The sequence below is a fragment of the Streptomyces sp. NRRL WC-3605 genome, assembly GCF_001509795.1.
GTDB classification, from domain to species: domain Bacteria; phylum Actinomycetota; class Actinomycetes; order Streptomycetales; family Streptomycetaceae; genus Streptomyces; species Streptomyces viridochromogenes.
In genome coordinates this window covers 73,931-90,344 of sequence record NZ_LLZN01000046.1, presented here as the reverse complement: position 1 = coordinate 90,344, position 16,414 = coordinate 73,931, and the positions used below count along the sequence as shown (strand labels likewise).

The window sequence follows — 16,414 nt, the reverse complement described above, 5'->3', positions numbered from 1 at the left end:
GCCGTAGCCGTATCGGGTTCGGCCGCATCCACGACACAAGGGAGTGCCACGCGTGCCCGGTGAGAATCTGTCCCGCGACGAGGCCCGGGAGCGGGCCGCCCTGCTGGCCGTCGACGGGTACGAGGTGTCCCTCGACGTGCGGTCCGCCCTCGGCGAGGGGCCCGGGGGCGGTGAGCCGCGCACCTTCCGCTCGGTCACCACGATCCGCTTCCGCTGTGCCGAGCCCGGCGCGTCCAGCTTCGCGGACCTGATCGCCCCGAGTGTGACGTCCGTCTCCCTCAACGGGCGCGACCTCGACCCGCGCGAGGTCTTCGACGGCTCCCGGATCGTCCTGGAGGACCTCGCCGCCGACAACGAGCTGGTCGTCGACGCGCAGTGCGCGTACTCCCGCACCGGCGAGGGCCTGCACCGCTTCGTCGACCCGGAGGACGGCGAGGTCTACCTCTACACGCAGTACGAGCCGGCCGACTCGCGCCGGGTCTTCGCCAACTTCGAGCAGCCGGACCTCAAGGCGCCGTTCCGGTTCGAGGTGCGGGCGCCCGAGCAGTGGACGGTGTGGAGCAACGGCGCCGGTGAACGGGCGGACGAAGTCTGGCGGTTCGCGGAGACCAAGCCGATCTCGACGTACATCACGTGTGTGGTGGCGGGCCCGTACCACTATGTGACGGACTCATACACGCGCGAGCTCGCCGACGGCGGCCGGCTGGAGATCCCACTGGGCGCCATGTGCCGCAAGGGGCTCGCCCCGCACTTCGACGCCGACGACGTCTTCCTGATCACGAAGCAGGGGCTGGACTTCTTCCACGACCACTTCGACTACCCGTACCCGTTCGGGAAGTACGACCAGGCGTTCGTGCCCGAGTACAACCTGGGCGCGATGGAGAACCCGGGCCTGGTGACCTTCCGGGAGGAGTACATCTTCCGCGGGAAGGTGACCCGGGCGTCGTACGAGGGCCGCGCCAACACGATCCTGCACGAGATGGCGCACATGTGGTTCGGCGACCTGGTCACCATGGAGTGGTGGGACGACCTGTGGCTGAAGGAGTCCTTCGCGGACTTCATGGGCGCGTTCGCCAACGTCGGCGCGACCCGCTTCAAGGACGCCTGGATCACGTTCGCCAACCGCCGCAAGGCGTGGGCGTACCGCGCGGACCAGTTGCCCTCCACGCACCCGATCACGGCCGACATCCGTGACCTGGAGGACGCCAAGCTCAACTTCGACGGCATCACCTACGCCAAGGGCGCGAGCGTGCTCAAGCAGCTGGTGGCGTACGTCGGCCAGGACGCCTTCCTGGAGGGCGCCCGCCGCTACTTCAAGCGGCACGCGTACGGCAACACCAGGCTCGGCGACCTGCTGGCGGTGCTGGAGGAGACCAGCGGCCGGGACATGGGCGCCTGGGCGCGCTCCTGGCTCCAGACGGCGGGCGTGAACGCCCTCACCCCGCAGGTGCTGCTGGACGCCGACGGCCGCGTCGACGAGCTGGCGGTGGTGCAGGAGGCCGCCGAATCGCACCCCGAGCTGCGTCCGCACCGGGTGGCGGTGGGCCTGTACCGGCGGGGCGCGGACGGGGCGCTGGAGCGCTACGCGCGCGCCGAGGCGGACGTGGACGGGCCGCGGACGGTCGTGGCGGAGCTCTCCGGTTCCGAGGCGCCGGACCTGGTGCTGGTCAACGACGACGACCTGACGTACTGCAAGACCCGGTTCGACGAGACGTCGCTGGCGACGCTGCGGGAGGCCCTCGGTGAGCTGACCGACCCGCTGGCGCGTGCCCTGTGCTGGTCGGCGCTGTGGAACATGACGCGGGACGCGCTGCTGCCGGCCCGGGAGTTCATCGGCCTGGTGCTGCGGTTCGGCGGCCGTGAGTCGGACATCGGCGTGCTCCAGATGCTGCACGCGTGGGCCGACTCGGCGCTGACGCACTACGCGGCGCCCGAGTGGCGCGAGCGCGGGGCGCGGCTGCTGACCGAGGGCGCGTCGGAGCTGCTGCTCGCTGCCGGGCCCGGCAGCGAGCAGCAGCTGGCGTGGGCGCGGTTCTTCGCCCGGGTCACCGACGAGCAGGGGCTGGAGCTGCTGTCGGGCCTGCTGGACGGCAAGGCGACCGTCGAGGGGCTCGTGGTGGACCAGGAGCTGCGCTGGGCGTTCCTGGAGCCGCTGGCCGCGCACGGCGTGGTCGGCGAGTCGGAGCTGGCGGACGAACTGGCCCGCGACGACACGGCGTCGGGCAAGCGCCACCAGGTGCGCTGCCTCGCCGCCCGGCCCTCGGAGGCGGTGAAGGCGCAGGCGTGGGCGCAGGTCGTGGAGTCGGACGCGCTGTCCAACGCGCTGGTCGAGGCCACCATCGGCGGGTTCGCGCAGGCGTCGCAGCGGGACCTGCTCGCGCCGTACTCGGAGAGGTACTTCGCGGCGATCGCGCGGGTGTGGCAGGAGCGGTCCATCCAGATCGGCATGGACGTGGTCCGGGGCCTGTTCCCGGCGCTCCAGCAGTCGCGGGCCACGCTGGACGCCACGGACGCGTGGCTCACGGCCCACGAGGACGCGGCGCCGGCTCTGCGGCGGCTGGTGCTGGAGTCGCGGGACGATCTGGCGCGGGCGCTGCGGGCGCAGGAGTGCGACGCGACGGCGTCAACCGACTGACACCTTTGGCCAACGATCACGGCGGTCCGTGACCGTTACGGAATTCAGGCAATAGCAGCCGTAACCCCTGGTCCCACCCGAACGGACCAGGGGTTTTCCGTGCCTAGTCGGCATCCGAACACCCGTCCTTTAGTGCGGTGTTGTCCGCATTTGTCGACGGGCGTGTAACAGCGGTTAAAGGGCTCATCGGACGCGGAAGCCTCCGGGGCATGAACCACAACACCCCGCTCTCCCCCCTCTCCCCCCGCCCCCTGCACCACCTCTCCGAGGTCCACCGCCGAGTCATGACGGCCGCCCGCCTCAAGGCCCACGGGGTCTCCGCCGCCGAGACGAACGAGCAGTGCCGGCCGGGCGGCCCCTGGCAGCAGCTCCTGCCCGGCGTCTACCTGCTCCACCCCGGGCCGCCCACCAGCGAGGAGCGGCTGCACGCGGTGCTGATGTACGCCGCGCGCGAGCGGGCGGCCGGGGTGCCCGCCCAGCCCAGCGGGGGCGAGGCGCCCGCCGCGCCCGCCTACGCCGAAGCGATGATCACCGGGCTCGCCGCCCTGACCCTGCACGGCTTCTCGGCCGCCCCGCCGCTCACCGCGCTGGACACCGTCGACGTCCTGGTGCCGCGGCTGCGCCGGCTGCGCTCCACGGGCTGCGCCCGCGTCCTGCGCACCGCCGCGCTGCCCGTCCCGGAGCAGGTCACGGGGCTGCCGGTGGCGCCGGTGCCGCGCGCGCTGGCCGACGCGGTGGCGGAGCTGAAGGACGCCCGCGCCGTCCGCCGGCTGCTCACCGAGGCCGTGCGCGGCGGCCACTGCGAACCGGCCGCGGTCGTACGGGAGCTGACGCAGGCGAAGCTGCTGAACCGCCCGCACGTGGTGGACGCGGTGGACTCCCTGCTCGCCGAGGGCCGGGCCCGCGCGGAGGACCTGCTCTACACGATGGTCCGCGAGCACGGCCTGCCGGACCCGGTGTGGAACGTGGACCTGCGGCTGCCCGGCGGCCCCCACCTCGGCGGCCTGGACGCCTTCTGGCCGGAGCACTCGGTGGCGGTCGAACTGGACACCCGCGCGCCCCGCCAGGGCGATCGGGGCGACGACGACACCGAGTGGTCCGAGTACGCCCGCAAGCGGGAGACGCTGGAGCGCCTCGGCATCACGGTCGTCCACATCACCCCGAAGAAGCTGCGCCACGGGATGGAGCAGCAGGCGGCGGTGGTCCGTACGGCCCTGATGGCGGCGGTCGACCGCGATCCGGCCGCGTACGTCGTGGTGCTGCCCCGCTAGTGACCCACCTGAACGCCGGTCAGGGGGCAGGGGAGGGGGAAGGAGGGGCCGCCATCACGCGGCCCCCCTCGCCAGGTCAGCGCAGGGCGGGACGGCTCGGGTGGACCTGCTTGGCGGCGGTGGTCCCGGCGTCCTTGCCGCAGAACTCGGCCTCGACGACCGCCTCGGTGCCGCCCGCCCAGTCGCCGTTGAGGTTGACGGCGAGGGCGTGCCGGCCGTCCCGGGTGACGGCCACGTCCGAGACGGAGCCGTGGATGCCGCCGCCGTGGCCCCAGACCGTGACCCCGCAGGACAGCTCGACGCGCATCAGGCCCAGTCCGTACCGGACGTTCGCGACGGCGGGCACGGTCGCGGTCATCTCGTTCAGCTGCTCGCGCGGAAGCAGCCGGCCGCGCAGCAGAGCCGTGTAGAAGCGGTCGAGATCCTTCGAGTCGGAGATCATCTCCCCCGCCGCGTACGCGATCGAGGGGTTGAGCTCGGTGACGTCGTACGTCGGCCCCGTCGCCGTGTCGGCCAGCTTGCCGTAGGCGCGGCTGCTGGGGCGCGGCATGGTCACCCGGGTGCCGGGCACGGAGGTGGCCGTCAGCCGCAGCGGCCGGATGACGCGCCGCTCGACCTCGGTGCCGTACGAGTGCCCGGTGACCTTCTCGATCACGAGGCCCGCGAGCACGTAGTTGGTGTTGGAATAGCTCCACCGCGCGCCGGGCGCGAACTCCGGCTCGTGCCGCATGGCGACGGCGACCAGGTCCCTCGGCCTCCTCGTGTCGTAGCGGTGCTCGAAGAAGCCGTCCTTGGCGAAGTGGTCGCGTACGAAGCCGGGGTCGGTGGTGTAGTCGGAGACGCCGCTGGTGTGGTTGAGGAGCTGCCGCAGGGTGATGCGGCGCCCGTCGTGGCCGTGGCCCCGCACGAGGCCCGGAAGCCACTTCTCCACCGTGTCGTCCAGTGACAGCCGCCCCTCCGCCTCCAGTTGGAGCACGACGGTCGCGACGAACGTCTTCGTGATGCTGCCGACCCGGTACCGGTCGTCGGCCGACCGCGGCTGTCCCGTCCCGATCCGGCCGACGCCCGCCGTCGCCGACCAGATGCCCCGGCCGTCCCTCGCGGTGACGGTCACGCCCGGCACGCCCGCCTCGACGACGGCCTCGGCTGCCGCGCGCGTCGCCGCGTGCCCGGTCCCGGACGGAGCCGCCACCGCCGGCGCCACCAGGGCCGCCGACAGCGCCACCGCCGTGGCCGTCACGAGGGCCGCGCGGGTGGTCCGTACGTTCATGTCTCTCCCCCTTCGTGCGCTCACGTCGAGCGCGGTCGGGGGGAGAGACCGGGCGGGAGCGGCGGGAGTTGAGCGGGGGACGGGGGTTGAGCCCGTTTCGGTCAGGTGCGGACGGGCGGACGGCCGTGACCTCGTGTCCGGATACTGAGACGGATGAGGGCTGCCGAGGGGTGCCGGAACCCCTCGTGCGGCTTGCCCTCTTTGACGGCTGATCACCCGCAAAGTCATAGGGGGTTTTCCCCATCAGTCCATTTCGATTCGGTCAACTCTTCCCTATCGCCCTTCCCTTGCATAAAGCTGTGCGATCGTTCGGGATCGCATTCCGGACGCCCGATGCTCCTTTACCTCCAAGGGATGCCGATGATCAACAGCCCCCAGCGCGAACCGAAGCCGGGCGCGAGACGCGCGGTGCGCATAGCCGTGGCCGCCGGCCTGGTCGCCGCGCTCTCCGCGGCAGGGCCGATACCCCTCGCCGTCGCGGCCGACACCGCTCCCGCGACGGCGGACCCCAGTGTGAAGTCCGCGCACGACAAGCTCGGTTCGGACGACGCCGACCGCCTGGCCGACGCCAAGGCGTCCGGCGAGAAGTACGTCACCATGATGGTCGCGACCGCGCCCGGCCAGACCGAGAAGGTCGCCGAGCAGCTGGACGCGGTCGGCTCGGTGGGCCAGAGCTACGACAAGCTCGGTTACGTCCGGGCGACGGTCCCCACCCGCAAGGCCGAAGCGGCGATCTCCGCCGCGACGAAGCTCTCCTCCGTGCACGGCATCGACCTGCGCCAGGAGATCCCGCTGGACGACCCGGCCGTCTCGACGAAGAAGTCGACGGCCTCGGCGGCCAAGTACGCCGGTCCGGACAAGCGGACCCCCGCGGAGAACCCGTACAACCCGTCCTTCGAGACGGGCGCCGTCGACTTCGTGAAGAAGAACCCGAAGGCGGACGGCCGCGGCATCACCATCGGCATCCTGGACTCCGGTATCGACCTGGGTCACCCCGCGCTCCAGAAGACCACCACCGGCGAGCGCAAGATCGTCGACTGGGTCACCGCGACCGACCCGATCGTCGACGGCGACCGCACCTGGCGGCCGATGACGACCTCCGTCTCCGGCCCCTCCTTCACCTACGGCGGCAAGACCTGGAAGGCGCCCGCCGGTTCGTACCAGGTGAGCACCTTCGCGGAGTCGTACACCACCGGCGGTGACGCCGCCGGCGACGCGAACCGCGACGGCGACACGACCGACACCTGGGGCGTCCTGTACGACGCCGCGAACGGCACGGTCCGCGTCGACCTCAACAACAACGCCGACTTCGGTGACGACACCCCGATGAAGCCGTACAAGGACGGCTACCAGATCGGGTACTTCGGCACCGACGACCCGTCCACCGACGTGGTGGAGCGCCAGCCGTTCGTCGTGCAGATCCGCAAGGACGTGCCGATGGACCCGTACGGCGGCGACTGGGTCGGCAAGAAGGTCGACTTCGTCAACATCGGCGTCATCGAGTCGGAGCACGGCACGCACGTCGCCGGCATCACCGCCGCGAACGGCCTGTTCGGCGGCAAGATGAACGGCGCGGCGCCCGGCGCCAAGCTGGTCGCCTCGCGCGCCTGCACCTGGTCCGGCGGCTGCACCAACGTGGCGCTGACCGAGGGCATGATCGACCTCGTCGTCAACCGCGGCGTCGACATCGTCAACATGTCCATCGGCGGCCTCCCGGCGCTGAACGACGGCAACAACGCGCGCGCCGAGCTCTACACGCGCCTCATCGACACCTACGGCGTGCAGCTGGTGATCTCCGCGGGCAACTCCGGCCCCGGCGCGAACACCATCGGCGACCCCGGTCTGGCCGACAAGGTCATCTCGGTCGGCGCGACCATCTCCAAGGAGACGTGGGCCGCCAACTACGGCTCGGCCGTGGAGAAGAAGTACGCGATGATGCCGTTCTCCTCGCGCGGTCCGCGTGAGGACGGCGGCTTCACCCCGACGCTCTCCGCCCCGGGTGCCGCGATCAACACCACGCAGACCTGGCTGCCCGGCGGCCCGGTCGCCGAGGCGGGCTACGCGCTGCCGGCCGGCTACTCGATGCTGCAGGGCACCTCGATGGCGTCCCCGCAGGCCGCCGGCGCCTCGGCGCTGCTGCTGAGCGCCGCCAAGCAGGACCGCATCGCCCTCACCCCGGCGAAACTGCGCACCGCGCTGACCTCGACCGCCGACCACATCAAGGGTGTGCAGGCGTACGAGGAGGGTGCCGGCCTCATCAACATCGTGGACGCCTGGAAGTCCATCAAGAAGGGCGCCACCGCCCACGAGTACACGGTCGACGCGCCGGTCGACACCGCGATCGACCAGTTCCTGAAGACGCCGGGCCACGGCACCGGCATCTACGACCGCGAGGGCGGCCTCAAGGCCGGCCAGAAGAAGACGTACGACGTCACCATCACCCGTACGTCCGGTGAGGACAAGGCGATCCGCCACGAGCTGCACCTGGAGAACAACGCCGGGGGCACCTTCAAGATCGTCGGTTCGGACGAGATCCGTCTCGGCCTGAACAAGCCGGTCACCGTCCAGATCTCCGCGAAGCCGTCCTCGGCCGGCATCAAGAGCGCGATCCTCGAGGTCGACGACCCGCGCACCGTGGGCACGGACAAGCTGGTCCTCAACACGGTCGTGGTCTCGGCGCCGCTGAAGTACACCTACGCGGCGTCCGGTTCGGTCCAGCGCAACAGCACCGTCTCCCACTTCGTGACCGTGCCCGAGGGCGCCAAGTCGCTGGAGGTCGCGATCGGCGGGCTGAAGGACAAGAGCCAGACCCGGTTCATCGCCATCCACCCCTACGGCGTCCCGTCGGACAACACGGGCACCCCGTACTGCTACAACAACTACCTCGACGGCAACGGCTGCAAGCCGGACGTGCGCGCGTACGCCGACCCGCAGCCCGGCGTCTGGGAGATCGAGGTCGAGGCGCGCCGCACCTCGCCGCTGCTCGACAACCCGTTCAAGCTGGACGTCACCGTGCTCGGCGCGGCGTTCGACCCGGCGACCGTGACCATCCCCGAGGCGAAGGTCGGCACCCCGGCCGCCGCCTCCTGGAAGGTGACGAACAAGTACGCCGCGATCGACGGCAAGCTGACCGGCGGTCCGCTCGGCTCCTCGAAGTCGGCGCGTCCGTCGATCACGGAGGGCGACACGCAGGCCACCACGGTCGAGGTGCCCGCGGGCGCCGCGTCGCTGGACGTCTCCATCGGCAACGTCTCCGACACGGCCGCCGACCTCGACCTGGCCGTCTACGACGCGGCCGGCAACCAGGTCGCCAGCTCCGCGGACGGCGACTCCGAGGAGGCCGTCTCCATCGCGAAGCCGGCCGCCGGCACGTACACCATCGAGGTGGCCGGTTACTCGGTGCCGAGCGGCACGACGGCGTACGACTACCTGGACGTGTTCTTCTCCGCCTCCCTCGGCACCGTCACGGTGGACGAGTCGGCGCCGGTGAAGCTCGCCACGGGTGCCTCGGTCGAGGTCGACGCCACGGTCACCGCGGCCGCGGAGGCGCCGGCCGGCCGTGAGTTCTTCGGCCAGGTGCAGCTGCTGAACGCGCGTGGCACCACCGCGGGCGTGGCCAGCGTGAAGATCGAGAAGGTCACTCCGTAACCACGGGGCAGGGCCTTCGGGGCGGGCGTCCGGCTGGGCGCCCGCCCCTTCGTCATCCGCACGTCAGCTCGCGGGCCTCGGGCAGAGAGGCGGTGACCATCGCCCGCTCGGGGGCGATCTGGCGTTCGCCGACCGCCCAGAAGTCCGGCTGCCCCGCGCCGCGCGGGACGCCGACGAGCAACGGGTCGCCTGCCCGGATGCCGGGGACGACGCTCTCGTCCACCACGAACACCTGTTCAGCGTCGGGCTTCCTCCCCGGCGTGTCCCCGTCCGGGTGGTAGACGCGGGTCAGGCGCACGGTGATCCGTACGGTGGTCGTCCCGGGGAGCCGTTCGACCGCCGTGGTCTCGCCCTCGGCGACCAGCCGGGCGCAGGCGAGATAGCGGGGGCTGCCGAAGGCCGGGGCGGCGGCCGCGTCCGACTGTTTCTCCGCCGCCGAGCCGGCGTCCGCGCTCGCGCTGTCGCCTTCGCCCGCTCCGCCCGCGATCAGCCATCCCAGGCCCGCCATCACCGAGGCGGCCGCGGTCACCGCCAGCCCGCCGAGGGCCAGGGAGAAGGCCCGGCGACGGGGCCGGGACGGTGCGCGCACGGGCGGTACGGGCTCGGGAGCGGGGGCCGGTGGGGGCGGTTCGGCGAGGGCGCGGCCGACGACGCCGAGCTGTTCGCGCAGCACCGCCAGGTCGGCCTCGGCGGCCCGGTACTCGGCCAGGAAGGCGGCGTCCGCGTGGGCGTCGGGCGGCAGCGGGTCGCCGGTGATCGCGGTCATCAGGGCGTCGGCCCCGTCGTGTTCGGCGGACATGTCACACCACCTCGTCCTCGTGCAGGCGGGCCCGCAGCGCGCGTACCGCCGTGTGCAGCCTGCTCTTGACCGTGCCCTCGGGGATGCCGAGCTCCTCGGCGATCCCGCGCACCGGGAGGTCGGCGAAGAAGCGCAGGACCACCACCTGGCGCAGGATGTCGGGCAGTTCGTCCAGGCCGCGTGCGACGGCGAGGGAGAGCAGGCTGGTCTCCTCGCCGGAGGGGTGCGCCGCGGGCTGGCGCAGTGCGGCGAGCCGCTCGCCGAGCCGCTCCTGCCGCTTGCGGGCCCGGTGCCAGTCCATCGCCAGGTTGGAGGCGACGACCGCCGCCCACGCGGACACGTCACGCGGTGCCTCGTGGCCGCCCGCGGCCCGCTCCAGCAGCCGCAGACGGACCTGCTGCACCCCGTCCGGCAGGTCCGCCTGCGGCACCCCGCCCAGCGCGAGCACCGCCCGCACCCGGCGTTCCTGGGCCGCGTCCAGCGGGTCGTCCAGGACGTCCGTGTCCCGGACGGCACCGCCCGCCTGGCCGCGGCGGGCCTTTCTGCGCAGCACAGCCACCCCTCCCCTCGCCGTGTTGTGCCTATGACGCCGGGAGGCAGGGAAACGTTCGGTGCGGTCCCCCGTTTTCCCGGCACCGAACAGAGGCGTACGTCACACCTTCGCGTAGCGGTGGGGGCGGTGGGCAGGCGAGCTTGCGGCGCGGGACCGCCGACGGGCCGGTTCTTCCAGCTCAGCACGGGTGTGAGCGGAACAACTGGAGCCGGAGGGCGCTCCCGCGGCGTCCCATTGTGTGGGCACCTGGGGCAAAGAATTGGACAGGTCGCCCGAGGTCGGACGCATGATGGAAAGGCCTCGGCCATGCAGCAGAGACAGACAAGCCACTCAGAAGGAGTCGCCGTGAGGGTCGGAATCGTCGGAGCCACCGGTCAGGTCGGCACGGTCATGCGCAGCATCCTCAAGGAGCGCGACTTCCCGGTCACCGAGCTGCGCCTGTTCGCCTCGGCCCGTTCGGCGGGGACGGTCCTGGACGGCGTGACGGTGGAGGACGCGGCGACGGCCGACTACTCCGGCCTGGACATCGTGCTGTTCTCGGCGGGCGGCGCGACCTCGAAGGCGCTGGCCCCGAAGGTCGCCTCGCAGGGTGCCGTGGTGATCGACAACTCCTCCGCGTGGCGCCGCGACCCGGAGGTGCCGCTGGTGGTCTCCGAGGTGAACCCGCACGCCATCGCGGACCGCCCCAAGGGCATCATCGCCAATCCGAACTGCACCACGATGGCCGCGATGCCGGTGCTGCGGCCGCTGCACGCCGAGGCGGGCCTCCAGGCCCTGGTGGTCGCCACCTACCAGGCGGTGTCCGGTTCGGGCCTCGCCGGTGTCGACGAGCTGTTCGAGCAGGTCAAGAAGGTCGGCGACGACGCGCCGAAGCTCACCCACGACGGTTCGGCGGCGGAGTTCCCCGCCCCGAACAAGTACGTGGCGCCGATCGCGTACAACGTGCTGCCGATGGCCGGTTCGATCGTGGACGACGGCCTCAACGAGACCGACGAGGAGCAGAAGCTCCGCCACGAGTCCCGCAAGATCCTGGAGATCCCCGAGCTGAAGGTCTCCGGCACCTGTGTGCGCGTCCCGGTCTTCTCCGGCCACTCCCTCCAGGTCAACGCCCGCTTCGCCCGCCCGATCAGCGTGGAGCGCGCCAAGGAGCTGCTGGCGGGCGCGCCCGGCGTGGCCCTGACCGACGTCCCGACCCCGCTGCAGGCGGCCGGCCAGGACCCGTCGTACGTCGGCCGGATCCGGCAGGACGAGACGGTCGAGCACGGTCTCGCCCTGTTCCTGTCCAACGACAACCTGCGCAAGGGCGCCGCGCTGAACGCGGTGCAGATCGCGGAGCTGGTCGCGGCCGAGCTGAAGGCCTGACCGCCGCGCCGGCACGGCGAAGGGGCGCCCACCGGCTGCGGTGGGCGCCCCTTCGGCTTCGGCTTCGGCTTCCTTGGGCTTCCTTCAGCTTCGGCTTCGGCGGGAGCGGTTACTCCTGCTCGGCCGCCGCGTCGGCGGCCTGGGCCCTGAGCGCCCGCTCCACCCCGGAGCGGGACTCCGAGACCAGCCGGCGCAGGGCCGCGTTGGGCTCGGCCTCCGCCAGCCACGCGTCGGTCCGGTTCAGCGTCTCCTCGGAGACCTGGAGCGCCGGGTACAGGCCGATGGCGATCTGCTGGGCGATCTCGTGCGAACGGCAGCCCCAGATGTCCTTGACGACCTCGAAGTACCGCTCGGTGTACGGGGCGAGCAGCTCGCGCTGGTCGGTCTGGACGAAGCCCGCGATGACCGACTCCTGGACGGCGTTCGGGAGCTTGTCGGACTCGATGACGGACGCCCACGCCTCGGCCTTGGCCTCGGCGCTCGGGCGGGCGGCACGGGCCGTCGCCGCGTGGCGCTCGCCGGCGGCCGTGCGGTCCCGCTCGTACTCGGCGGCGATCTCCGACTCGTCGAAGCGGCCGACGGCGGCCAGGCGCTCCACGAACGCCCAGCGCAGCTCGGTGTCGACGGTCAGGCCCTCGACGGACTGGGAGCCGTCCAGCAGGGCCTCCAGCAGGTCCAGCTGCTCCGGCGTGCGGGCGGTGGCCGCGTACGCGCGCGCCCACGCCAGCTGGTGGTCGCCGCCGGGCTCGGCCGCGCGCAGGTGGGCCAGCGTGGCGTCCGTCCAGCGGTTGAGCAGCGCCTCGCGGGCGGACGGGGCGGCGTACAGGTCGATCGCCAGCTTCACCTGGCGCTGGAGCGACTGCACGACACCGATGTCGGACTCCTTGCCGATGCCCGACAGGACGAGGGAGAGGTAGTCGCGGGTGGCGAGCTCGCCGTCGCGGGTCATGTCCCAGGACGACGCCCAGCACAGGGCGCGCGAGAGCGAGGAGTCGAAGTCGCCGAGGTGCTCGGTGACGAAGGCGAGGGACTGCTCGTCCAGGCGGACCTTGGCGTACGACAGGTCGTCGTCGTTGAGCAGGACGACCTGCGGGCGGGGCTTGCCGGTGAGCTGCGGCACGGCGGTCAGCTCGCCGTCGACGTCCAGCTCGATGCGCTCGTCGCGGCGCAGCTTCCCGGAGGCCTCGTCGAGGTTGTACAGGCCGACCGCGATGCGGTGCGGGCGCAGGGTCGGCTCGCCCTTGGCGCCGGCGGGCAGCGCGGGGGCCTCCTGGCGGATCGCGAAGGAGGTGATCGTGCCGCTGTCGTCGGTCTCGATCTCGGGGCGCAGCACGTTGATGCCGGCCGTCTCCAGCCATGCCTTCGACCAGGTCTTCAGGTCGCGGCCGGAGGTCTCCTCCAGGGCGCCGAGCAGGTCGGACAGGCGGGTGTTGCCGAAGGCGTGCCGCTTGAAGTACGCCTGCACGCCCCGGAAGAACTCGTCCTGGCCGACGTAGGAGACGAGCTGCTTGAGGACGGAGGCGCCCTTGGCGTAGGTGATGCCGTCGAAGTTGACGAGGACGTCGTCCAGGTCGCGGATGTCGGCCATGATCGGGTGCGTGGAGGGCAGCTGGTCCTGCCGGTACGCCCAGGTCTTCATCTGGTTGGCGAACGTCGTCCACGCGTGCGGCCAGCGGGTGCCGGGGGCGTGCGCCTGGCAGGCGATGGAGGTGTAGGTGGCGAACGACTCGTTCAGCCAGAGGTCGTTCCACCACTCCATGGTGACCAGGTCGCCGAACCACATGTGGGCCAGCTCGTGCAGGATGGTCTCGGCGCGGCCCAGGTACGCCGCGTCGGTCACCTTGGAGCGGAAGACGTACTGGTCGCGGATGGTCACCGCGCCCGCGTTCTCCATGGCGCCCGCGTTGAACTCCGGGACGAAGAGCTGGTCGTACTTCTCGAACGGGTAGGCGTAGTCGAACTTCTCCTGGAACCAGTCGAAGCCCTGCCGGGTGACCTCGAAGATGGCGTCCGAGTCGAGGTACTCCGCGAGGGAGGGGCGGCAGTAGATGCCGAGCGGCACGGACTGGCCGTCCTTCTCGTACACGCTGTGCACCGAGTGGTACGGGCCGGCGATGAGCGCGGTGATGTACGTCGAGATCCGGGGCGTCGGCGCGAACGTCCAGACGTTGTCCTGCGGCTCGGGCGTCGGCGAGTTGGAGACGACCGTCCAGCCCTCGGGCGCCTTCACGGTGAACTGGAAGGTGGCCTTCAGGTCGGGCTGCTCGAACGACGCGAACACGCGCCGGGCGTCGGGCACCTCGAACTGGGTGTACAGGTACGCCTGCTGGTCGACGGGGTCGACGAAGCGGTGCAGGCCCTCGCCGGTGTTGGTGTACGCGCAGTCGGCGACGACGCGCAGGACGTTGCGTCCCTGGAGCAGGCCCGGCAGGGTGATGCGGGAGTCCTCGAAGACCTCGCCCGGGTCGAGCTGGTCTCCGTTCAGGGTCACCTCGTGGACGGTCGGTGCCACGAGGTCGATGAAGGAGTCGGCACCGTTCTCGGCGACATCGAAACGCACCGTCGTGACGGACCGGTACGTGCCCCCCTCCTGCGCGCCGGAGAGGTCGAGATCGATCTCGTACGAGTCAACGGTGAGCAGCTTCGCGCGCTGCTGTGCCTCTTCGCGGGTCAGGTTTGTGCCAGGCACGCGGTCATCTCCTCGATATGTGTGGGTTCGGTCATCCTTCCATGGGACCTGACCCGAACGCGATGTCCATTACCCGCCGGTGGGCGGGGTCCGCGCACGGGAGGCTGGGGCCATGACGACCTTCCTCGTGCATGCCATCGGTCCGGCGGTCCTGAAGGAACTGCGCTCCACTGACGACGCGGGACGCCGGATGGTTCCCGTGCCGGACGAGGAGGGCGGTGCGCCGCTGCGCTGCTGCCTGCGCCGCAGCGAACCCGGCGAGCACGTCGCCCTCGTGTCGTACGCCCCGCTGCGCCGCTGGGCGGCCGGCGCGGGCGTCGACCCGGGCGCCTACGACGAGCAGGGACCGGTGTTCGTGCACCGCGGCGAGTGCGGCGGCCCCGCCTCCGAGGCGCCGCCCTTCGACCGGGCCCACCGGGTCGTGCGCCGCTACGCGGCGGACGGGCGGATCCTCGGCGGCGACCTGGTCGAGCCGGGCACCTTCGAAGCGGCGTTCGCGCGGGCGTTCGCCGATCCGGCGGTGGAGTTCGTCCATGTGCGGGCCGTGGAGTACGGCTGCTTCCTCTACGAGGTGCGCAGGGGCTGAGCGGGCGGGTGCGGTCGTCCAGGTAGGCGCTCAGCGCCGCCTCGACGGGCGCGGTCAGCCCAGGTGGGCCTTCAGCGCCGCCTCGACGGCCGCCGGGCCGGCGTCGTCCGCGGCCCACGCCGCGTATCCGTCGGGCCGCACCAGGACGGTGGTGCGGCCGCCGTCCGCCCACTGCTCCCGGCGGACGCCGACGGACTCGTCCCCGGAGGCCGCCCGCTCGTTCGCCACCGGGGCGACCAGCACGAAACGCCCGTCGCGCAGGGCCTCGTAGAGGCGGCCGCCGCCGCGCAGGGCCGCGTCGGGGACGCGGGCGCCGGTCAGCGGGTGGGAGCCGCGCGGGGCGGGGTAGCGGTAGCCGATGCCCGAGACCTGGGCGAGCGCCTTCGTGCGGACCGGGCGGGCGGCGCGGGCGACGGCGGAGACCCCGGCCCGCACCAGGCACAGCCCGGGGTGCTGGGCGCGGGCGAGCCGGACCAGCCCGCCGCTGCTGCGCAGCACGGCCCGGCCGACCGGGTGGCGCTCGGCGTGGTAGCTGTCGAGCAGCCCTTCGGGCGCCCGGCCCCGCACGGCCGCCGCCAGCTTCCAGCTCAGGTTGGCGGCGTCCTGCAGACCGGTGTTCATGCCCTGGCCGCCGGCGGGCGAGTGCACGTGCGCGGCGTCGCCGGCGAGGAAGACCCGTCCCACCCGGTACTGCGGCACCTGCCGCTCGTCGCTGTGGAAGCGGGAGAGCCAGCGGGCGTCGTGCATGCCGTGGTCGGTGCCGAGGGCCCGCCGGGTGACCTCCCTGACCTCCTCCAGGCCGAGCGGGACGTCGTCGGGCACCTCGTGGCGGCGGTCCCAGCCCATCACGCGGTACCAGCCGTCGCCGAAGGCCGCGATCATCGCGAAGGTGCCCCCGCGGCCGTCGACGGTGAGCACGCCCTCGGGCGGCTCGGCGAGGCGGACGTCGGCGAGGAAGAGGGACGTGATGACGGACGTGCCCGGGAAGGGCAGGCCGAGCGCCCGGCGTACGGCGCTGCGGTGCCCGTCCGTGCCGACGACGTAGGCGGCGCGGAGCGTGGCGGCCGTGCCGTCCGGGGTGCGCACGTCCAGGTCGACGCCGGTGGTGTCCTGCCGCAGCCCGGTGACCTCGTGCTCGTGGCGGAAGTCGACACCCAGGTCGCGGGCGCGCCGCTCCAGCAGCCGCTCGACCTCGTACTGCGGGGTGACGAGGAGGTGGGGGAAGCGGGAGGGGAGGGTACCGAGGTCGAGGGTGAGACGGCGGAAGAGGCGCAGGGCGGTGATGGTGGTGCCGGTGGCGAGGAGGTCGTCGGCCAGCCCCCGGGCGTCGAGCTGCTCCAGGGTGCGGGCGTGGACACCGAAGGCGCGGGAGAGATTGCTGATGGCGTGCGGGCGACGCTCCAGCACGGTGACGGGGACGCCGGCGGCGGCGAGGTCACCGGCGAGCAGGAGGCCGGTGGGGCCGGAGCCGACGACGATCACGGCGCCGGGGGTGGTGCGGTCGGTGCGGATGCCGCTCATGGGGGACCTCCCTATGCCAACGTCCACTGGCCAACACCTGTAGGCCAACGCTTGTGGACAACGCTAGAGGCACCACACAG

The 16,414-nt window shown here is 72.2% G+C and carries 10 protein-coding genes; 5 read left to right on the top strand and 5 right to left on the bottom strand.

Annotated features, from left to right (window positions below; genetic code table 11):
• Nucleotides 1–52: 52 nt before the first annotated feature.
• Nucleotides 53–2,635 (top strand): aminopeptidase N, encoded by a 2,583-nt coding sequence (gene pepN / locus ADL34_RS12080; RefSeq protein WP_062666223.1) that lies wholly within the window; start codon nt 53–55, stop codon nt 2,633–2,635.
• Nucleotides 2,636–2,844: 209 nt separating this feature from the next.
• A complete protein-coding gene (locus ADL34_RS12075; RefSeq protein ID WP_062666221.1) occupies nt 2,845–3,906 on the top strand; it encodes a hypothetical protein in 1,062 nt (353 codons plus the stop codon).
• Nucleotides 3,907–3,982: 76 nt separating this feature from the next.
• Here the strand turns inward: ADL34_RS12075 and ADL34_RS12070 are convergent, their stop codons facing one another.
• Nucleotides 3,983–5,176 (bottom strand): serine hydrolase domain-containing protein, encoded by a 1,194-nt coding sequence (locus tag ADL34_RS12070; RefSeq protein WP_199835561.1) that lies wholly within the window; start codon nt 5,174–5,176, stop codon nt 3,983–3,985.
• Between the two features lie 360 nt (nt 5,177–5,536).
• Here ADL34_RS12070 and ADL34_RS12065 point away from each other — a divergent pair, with 360 nt between their 5' ends.
• The gene (locus ADL34_RS12065; protein ID WP_062666219.1) at nt 5,537–8,824 is read left to right on the top strand and encodes a S8 family serine peptidase; all 3,288 of its coding nucleotides are present in this window, start codon (nt 5,537–5,539) and stop codon (nt 8,822–8,824) included.
• A 52-nt stretch (nt 8,825–8,876) separates the two neighbouring features.
• Here ADL34_RS12065 and ADL34_RS12060 read toward each other — a convergent pair whose 3' ends face one another.
• Entirely contained in the window at nt 8,877–9,623 is a 747-nt protein-coding gene (locus tag ADL34_RS12060) for a hypothetical protein (protein ID WP_062666216.1), read from the bottom strand.
• Nucleotide 9,624: 1 nt separating this feature from the next.
• Nucleotides 9,625–10,182, bottom strand: coding sequence for an RNA polymerase sigma factor (locus ADL34_RS12055; protein WP_370686500.1), 558 nt, complete (start codon nt 10,180–10,182; stop codon nt 9,625–9,627).
• A gap of 339 nt (nt 10,183–10,521) precedes the next feature.
• Here ADL34_RS12055 and ADL34_RS12050 point away from each other — a divergent pair, with 339 nt between their 5' ends.
• Entirely contained in the window at nt 10,522–11,538 is a 1,017-nt protein-coding gene (locus ADL34_RS12050) for an aspartate-semialdehyde dehydrogenase (protein WP_062666212.1), read from the top strand.
• A gap of 109 nt (nt 11,539–11,647) precedes the next feature.
• On the opposite strand, the gene pepN (ADL34_RS12045) is transcribed toward ADL34_RS12050, so the two are convergent.
• Complete coding sequence (pepN, locus tag ADL34_RS12045; RefSeq protein WP_062666210.1) at nt 11,648–14,227, bottom strand: aminopeptidase N; 2,580 nt, start codon at nt 14,225–14,227, stop codon at nt 11,648–11,650.
• Between the two features lie 112 nt (nt 14,228–14,339).
• On the opposite strand from pepN (ADL34_RS12045), the gene ADL34_RS12040 reads away from it, so the two are divergent.
• Nucleotides 14,340–14,813: a DUF1203 domain-containing protein gene (locus ADL34_RS12040; RefSeq protein ID WP_062666208.1), complete on the top strand. Its 474-nt coding sequence runs from the start codon at nt 14,340–14,342 to the stop codon at nt 14,811–14,813.
• 54 nt (nt 14,814–14,867) lie between these two features.
• On the opposite strand, the gene ADL34_RS12035 is transcribed toward ADL34_RS12040, so the two are convergent.
• Complete coding sequence (locus tag ADL34_RS12035; RefSeq protein WP_062666206.1) at nt 14,868–16,334, bottom strand: FAD-dependent monooxygenase; 1,467 nt, start codon at nt 16,332–16,334, stop codon at nt 14,868–14,870.
• Nucleotides 16,335–16,414 lie beyond the last annotated feature (80 nt).